Source organism: bacterium, from assembly GCA_027622355.1.
Classification (GTDB): Bacteria; UBA8248; UBA8248; order UBA8248; family UBA8248; genus JAQBZT01.
In genome coordinates this window covers 1-5,796 of sequence record JAQBZT010000193.1, presented here as the reverse complement: position 1 = coordinate 5,796, position 5,796 = coordinate 1, and the positions used below count along the sequence as shown (strand labels likewise).

General features: G+C 61.9%; 7 protein-coding genes. All 7 read right to left on the bottom strand.

The genetic code is table 11. The features are described 5' to 3' along the window. The coding region (locus O2807_10995; protein MDA1001024.1) for a hypothetical protein at positions 1-319 on the bottom strand (319 nt) is incomplete at its 3' end. A gap of 132 nt (positions 320-451) precedes the next feature. Next, the gene (locus tag O2807_10990) at positions 452-1,117 is read right to left on the bottom strand and encodes a PIG-L family deacetylase (protein MDA1001023.1); all 666 of its coding nucleotides are present in this window, start codon (positions 1,115-1,117) and stop codon (positions 452-454) included. Between the two features lie 55 nt (positions 1,118-1,172). After that, a complete protein-coding gene (locus tag O2807_10985) occupies positions 1,173-2,117 on the bottom strand; it encodes an NAD-dependent epimerase/dehydratase family protein (protein ID MDA1001022.1) in 945 nt (314 codons plus the stop codon). 24 nt (positions 2,118-2,141) lie between these two features. Beyond that, the gene (locus O2807_10980; protein ID MDA1001021.1) at positions 2,142-3,263 is read right to left on the bottom strand and encodes a DegT/DnrJ/EryC1/StrS family aminotransferase; all 1,122 of its coding nucleotides are present in this window, start codon (positions 3,261-3,263) and stop codon (positions 2,142-2,144) included. A 52-nt stretch (positions 3,264-3,315) separates the two neighbouring features. After that, on the bottom strand, positions 3,316-4,395 hold the full coding sequence (gene pseG, locus O2807_10975) for a UDP-2,4-diacetamido-2,4,6-trideoxy-beta-L-altropyranose hydrolase (GenBank protein MDA1001020.1): 1,080 nt from the start codon (positions 4,393-4,395) through the stop codon (positions 3,316-3,318). Continuing rightward, positions 4,392-5,429: an ATP-grasp domain-containing protein gene (locus tag O2807_10970; protein MDA1001019.1), complete on the bottom strand. Its 1,038-nt coding sequence runs from the start codon at positions 5,427-5,429 to the stop codon at positions 4,392-4,394. Before O2807_10970 ends, pseG begins: the two co-directional genes overlap by 4 nt. After that, positions 5,426-5,796: hypothetical protein (locus O2807_10965; protein ID MDA1001018.1), on the bottom strand; the 371-nt coding region annotated here is incomplete at its 5' end. The genes O2807_10970 and O2807_10965, both read right to left, overlap by 4 nt.

Here is a 5,796-nt window from a genome sequence, read left to right as displayed (position 1 = left end):
TGAGATCGCCATCCATGGTCCGTGCCCAGTTCCGGCCGGATACAACATCCTTGTGCTTGCGCCAGGGAGAGGTGACCTCAGTCAAAGCCTGCTTGTATTTCCAGGTGAAAGTATACAAGTCAGCGATTTTGACTTCATGACCGTATTTCTCCAGGAAAGAGGCCACGTAGCCCAGCCCCTGAGGCGCGCGATTGTCCCCGTAGTGAAGGGGCGTGTAGTTTGGACGAGGACGCGGCGCGGTCAACAACAGAACACGTTTCGGGTTCTTGGCCGGACCATCATGGGTCCGCGAAACGACCCCCAGCGTTACCAATCCCATCTCAGGACTCCTACCTTAAATTCTTCTCCAGGGCGCCTAAACATGACACGATTGGTCATGGTTAAGACTAACGCGCAATCCACCAGACGTCAAGACTTCATCCTTAGGCAACTCAAGAAAAAATGCCTTCTCTCATGACCACATCTCACGCAACGTCATGAACGCCTCGGCGGCCTCCAGGCCCACCTCCATACCCCGGCGCTGGGCCTGGATCCGAATCCCCTCCAGCGAGCGCGGATGCGGATAGGGCCTTCCCTCGGTCTCATAGCACTGCATCGCGGCCAGCTTGCGGTCCAGCGTCCCCGCGGCGTTGACGTACCAGTTGGGCAGAAAGGGCCAGTCCGTCGCGGCGGGAATCATCCCCGTCGAAGAGCTTGTTTCGTAGGCACGCACGGCGCGGGGCCGCGCGGCAGCATACGGCCGGGCAACGACACGCATCGCCTCCGCAACAGCGCGGTGATCCTGGTGGTAGTCGCCGCGGTGCGGCACATAGAGCACATCCGGCGAAACTTCCTCGAACACCTTCTCGATGGGAACGATCACGTCGATCAGCCGAGCGTCGAGCTGTTCGTCCGGCAAACCCAGGTAATAGAGTTCCTGGTAACCAAGGCACTCCTTGGCCTTCTCGCAGGCCTGCCGCTCACGCTGGATCTGGGCCTCCTCGTACGCGTGGTCGTAGGCCCGATTGGCCACAATGCACACTGCCACATCGCTGCCTTCCTCTACGTGCCGGGCGATTGTAGCGCCGCAGCCGAGCACCTCGTCGTCCATGTGCGGGGCGATTACCAGAACGTGCATCAAACGGCCCATCCCACGTGCCGGGTCCCCACCTGTGCTGCCAACGGCATCTTGTTCATCGCTTCAGGAGATCGTCCACGCGGTCCCATTCATCCACGCGCTTCTTCTCGCGTTCTTTGAACCACTCGATGTATCGCCGCACGCCTTCCTCGAAGTCCACATTCGGCTCCCAGCCCAGCTCTTTCTTCGCCAGCGAACTAACGGCCACCTTGCCTCCGAAGTCCCCGGGGCGGCCCTCCACGTACTGGATCTCCACGTCGCCCAGAATCCGCTGGATCGTCTCGGCAATCTCGCGGATGGTCACCTTCCGGTCACCGTCAAGATTGTAGATCTTATTCCGGGCAACCGACTGAAGACCCAATACATTTCCCTCCGCCAGATCTTCCACATAGACGAACTGGCGGAACTGAGAACCATCACCGGCGATGGTCAGCGGCTCGCCTCGGAGCGCCTTGGAGACGAAAATCGGCACGACGGCTCCGTCCCGGGCCCGGGGGCCATAGGGAATGCCATAGCGGAAAATGGTGTAATCGAGGCCGTAGAGCTCGGCATAGGAGCAGCAGTAATGTTCCCCAGTAAGTTTGGTCGCGGTGTAGAGATGCTTGGGGGGAGGAATCAAAACGCTCTCGTCAACGAGGTCACCCTCGGCATCGCTGTATACCCAGGTCGTGCTGCCGTAGATGACCCGCTTCACCCCCGCCCGGCGGGCGGCCTCGAGGACATAAATCGTCCCACGCGTGTTCACGTTCTCCGCGTAGATGGGATCGTCAAAAACGTCCTTCACATCCGCCACGGCCGCCAGATGAAAGACTGCGTGTACGCCGTTCATCGCCAGCCGCAAGGCCTCAAGGTCGAGAATACTCCCGATAAAATGATCGCAGTCCGGAGAATGCTCCGAACGCCTTTGGTCAAAGATCCGAACTTCGATTCCCCTCCGCCTCAGGTTGTCCACTACATGAGACGCGATAAACCCCGCTCCACCTGTTACAAGACACCGCATATCCTCTCCCTTTTCCCGAGACCCTTAGGGCGTCGAGAGAACCTTCCGCAAACTCTCGGCAACATAGGAGACATCATCCTGCGTCAACCCCTGAAAAATCGGCATGCACACATGGCGCCGGCAAATATCCTCGGCATAGGGGAACGACTCCCCTCCCGCGATTTCCTTGAAAATCGGCTGCTGGTGACAGGGCAGCTCGTAGACCTCCCCGCTTAGCCCCACGTCGAACTCTTCGCGGAGGCGCTTCTTCAAATGGGCCCGATCAATCCCATCATCCAGCATGGCGATATATTTGTAGTAGCTCGATCTGCACTCTTCCGGCACCGGGAGGGGGGCTATACCGGGAATGGCGGATAAAACATCGTCATACCACCCCGCGATCCGCATGCGCTCTTCGATAAATTCCTCGAGCCGCTTGAGATGCTGAAGGCCGATCGCGGCGTGAGGCTCGCTCATCCGCCAGTTGCTCCCCAGCTTGTCGTGCAGGTTCTGGGTGAAAGATATCTTCCCCTGGTCCCGGTAGAGCATCGCCTCGTTCTTGATGCGCTCGTCGTTGGTGACAATCATCCCTCCTTCCCCGCTGGTGATTACCTTAGTGGGGTAGAAGGAAAAGCTCGCCGCGTCACCGAAGGTTCCTGCGAACTGATCACCCAGCTTGCTCCCGTGGGCATGGGCGGCATCCTCAAAGAGGAAAATACCCTTCTCCTGGCAGAGGCGGCGAATCTCCGGCATCGCGGGTGTGACGACGCCGGCGATGTGAACAACAATGACCCCGGCAGTTTCGGGGGTGATGGATGCGCGCAGATGGTCAAGATTGATGGAGAGCGTCTCGGGGTCGGCGTCCACGAAACGGACCTTCGCTCCCGCGTGGAGCGCCGCCGCCGGAGTGGCGAAGAAGGTGTTGGTCGGGACCAGGACCTCCTTCCCCTCAACTCCCAGGATACGGAGAGGAATCTCGATGGCCGAGGTGCCGCTGCTCACCGAAACGGCGTGGGCCGCGCCGTGAAACGCGGCGAAGGCCTCCTCAAACTCGCGGCCGAATTTGCCCAACGTCAGTTGGCCCGTGCTCAGGCTCTCCTCGATCCGAGCGAGAATGATCTGGCGGTCTTCTTCTGAAAAATGGATTTTTGCAGGGGGTATGCGCACTTTTGATTTCCCAGTTATCTGGTGCCAGAAATTGATGGGCAGGGAGCCGGCCTCAAGAGGATTCCCGGCCTCCCTCCACAGGAACAAGGGGGACATTCTTCCGAAGGACAGCGATTTTTTCAAGGGCCTCGGCGATTCTCACGGCGCCCAATCCGTCCACCAACCCAGACGCCCTCACAGCCATCGCGGCCAGGGCAGAGGGCTCGCTCCGCAGGCTATCGACGGCGCGGGCGATATCACCGGAGGTGACCTCCTGCCACGGCCCGAGGACCTCCGCTGCCCTCTCCCGGCGGAGCCATTCTGCCACAAACTGTTGATTTTCCGCGCAAACGACCACCACAGCAGGAAGCCCCAGGCAGCAGCGCTCAAGGGCCGAGTCGCCGGCAGCCCCAATCGCGAGCTGCTGATCCGCCAAGAGCGCCGCCATATCCCCCACGTCCACGAAGACGCGGGCGGTATGCGGCAGCTTCGCGGCCGCCGCCTTCACTTCCCGGAGATGGGGGTTCACTTCTCCGACGACCACCGTCACCTCGAGCGGCCCCGCCAAGCCGGCAAGCGCTTCCAGTGCCTTGCAGGTTTGGTTTTTCCGGTCCGCCCCGCCGAAGGTAACGACCACCCGCCGGGGAATCGCCTCCGCGGTTCTAGCACAGCTCCCCTTCCGAAGGGAAAACCCGGGGGCCATCGGCGCATAGGCGGGCCCCAGAAGAAGCCGGGCGGCGGGAGCCATCTTCCGGTAATGCGCCTCCGCACCCTCGGGAGGAACCGGGCAGACCACCAAGTCGCACTCCAGCGCGCGCTCGGCCAAATCGTCGATCACGCCGATCGTCCGGCTCCATAAGCGGCTCTGGCGCATCCATTCGAGGGAAGTTTCATGATGGTCGATCCAGAGCAGATCCGCCTCCCCTTCGGGCCGCCAGCCACCCTCCAGCACATCGGGGCTCTCAAGAAGCACCTCAAATCCCCGGGACTGGACCGCCCCGGAGGGGCACGAGGGGTGCCGAGCCATCACAAACCCAACGTCCCACCCCCTCTCCCGAAGCGCCTCCGCCACGGCCAGCCCGCGCATCACGTGACCCAGGCCAAAGCGCCCCCCGCCGTCCGCCCGGATGAGCGCGCGCGCCCCAGCGATCACTGGGGGTCACCCCCGATGCGCTCGACCTGCGAGATCCGCTGCGCGTCCACCACCACGTCCACCTTGATCTTGAGCGAGGTGGCACCCAGGGGAACCTCCAAGGGTGACACGTCCCTCCCCAGGGCGAGGTCCAGGTAAAGTTCCGCCGGGTTGATGCCCGAGGCCAGCAGGTTCATGTCCTGTCCCGCCCAGCGGCCCCCGTTCACATCCACCACCTTCGGCTCCCCGCCGGCGAGGATGACCTCCACATTGTTGAAACCCCTCTCCAGGCCAAGGGCCCGCAGCGTCTCCAGCGCCGTCTTGCGGATGGCGGGCTGCTCGACGATGCGCGCCGCGATGGTGTTGGCCTTGTTCAGGCGATCTTCAAGCTTCACCCGGGTGGCCGCGTAAATCAGGTTCCCCTCCATGTCGTGCAGGCTGGAGCAGTTGTATTCATCGCCCTCGGCGAATTCTTGAACCACGAAAGGCCCGCGCTTTCTGTGCAACTCCTCGTAGAAGGCATACTCTGCCTCGCTGCTGACCAGATCCACCCCTCGCCCCCCGCGGAGGTAGCGCGCCTTGAGAATCACCCTGCCCAGGCTTCGCAGCAGGTTCCGGCCTGCCTCACCATCGTCCCCGTCCAGGGTGAGCGGCTGGGGAACCCGCCCGTCGAGGCGCCGGAACGTGGCCAGCTTGTCCAGGCAGGTCGCGAGTCCGTCGGACCCGGGCAGCACGATTCGGCAACCGGCTTCTTCCAGTTGCGGCCCGAAATCGGAGAGAGCCGGGAGCTCTTCGTCGAGGTCGGAGATGAGAACATCTATCCGCAGCCGGCGCACCAGCTCCAGCAAGGTCTCGCGGTAGTTCGGGGCGTCGTAGCGGGGGATGACGTAGGCCCGGTCCACTTCCGGAAGATAGAGATTGCCCTTGTAGGGATCGATGTCGGCCGCGTAAAGGGTGACATCATAGCGCGGCGACTGCTTGAGCCCGCGGATGATGGTCACATCCCCGGGACTTCCAGCCGCCACGAGGAGTACGTTAACCGGTTTTTTCGTCATTGCCCGTCTTCTTTCCGAATTTTCCATGGCAGGGCCGGAGCGCTGTACGGGGCCACGAGTGCCGTCAGCTCCGGATGCGCATCTGCGAAAGCGATGAGTTCCTTGAGCGGAATCAGGGGGGCAAAGCCGCGTAGTTCCCGGTAGGCAGCCCGGCAGAAAATGAGGTCCTCCGGGTAGTCCACCGTGAAGCGCAGGTCGGGACGCCGCAAATATTCTGGGGGGGCGACAAGATTTATCGAGAAATCCTCCAGATTCCGCTTAATAAAGCGGGACACATGCTCGCAATCTTCTTTCCCCGCCGCCCGGTGAGCGGCCTTCAGGCTCTCCAACCGGTAGATATCAAAGCCGGTTCCATCGGGAACATCGG

What these genes read in the sequence shown, in the direction of transcription:
- O2807_10990 (MDA1001023.1), bottom strand. Translation starts at nt 1,117, where the DNA reads ATGCACGTTCTGGTAATCGCCCCGCACATGGACGACGAGGTGCTCGGC.
- O2807_10985 (MDA1001022.1), bottom strand. Translation starts at nt 2,117, where the DNA reads ATGCGGTGTCTTGTAACAGGTGGAGCGGGGTTTATCGCGTCTCATGTA.
- O2807_10970 (MDA1001019.1), bottom strand. Translation starts at nt 5,429, where the DNA reads ATGACGAAAAAACCGGTTAACGTACTCCTCGTGGCGGCTGGAAGTCCC.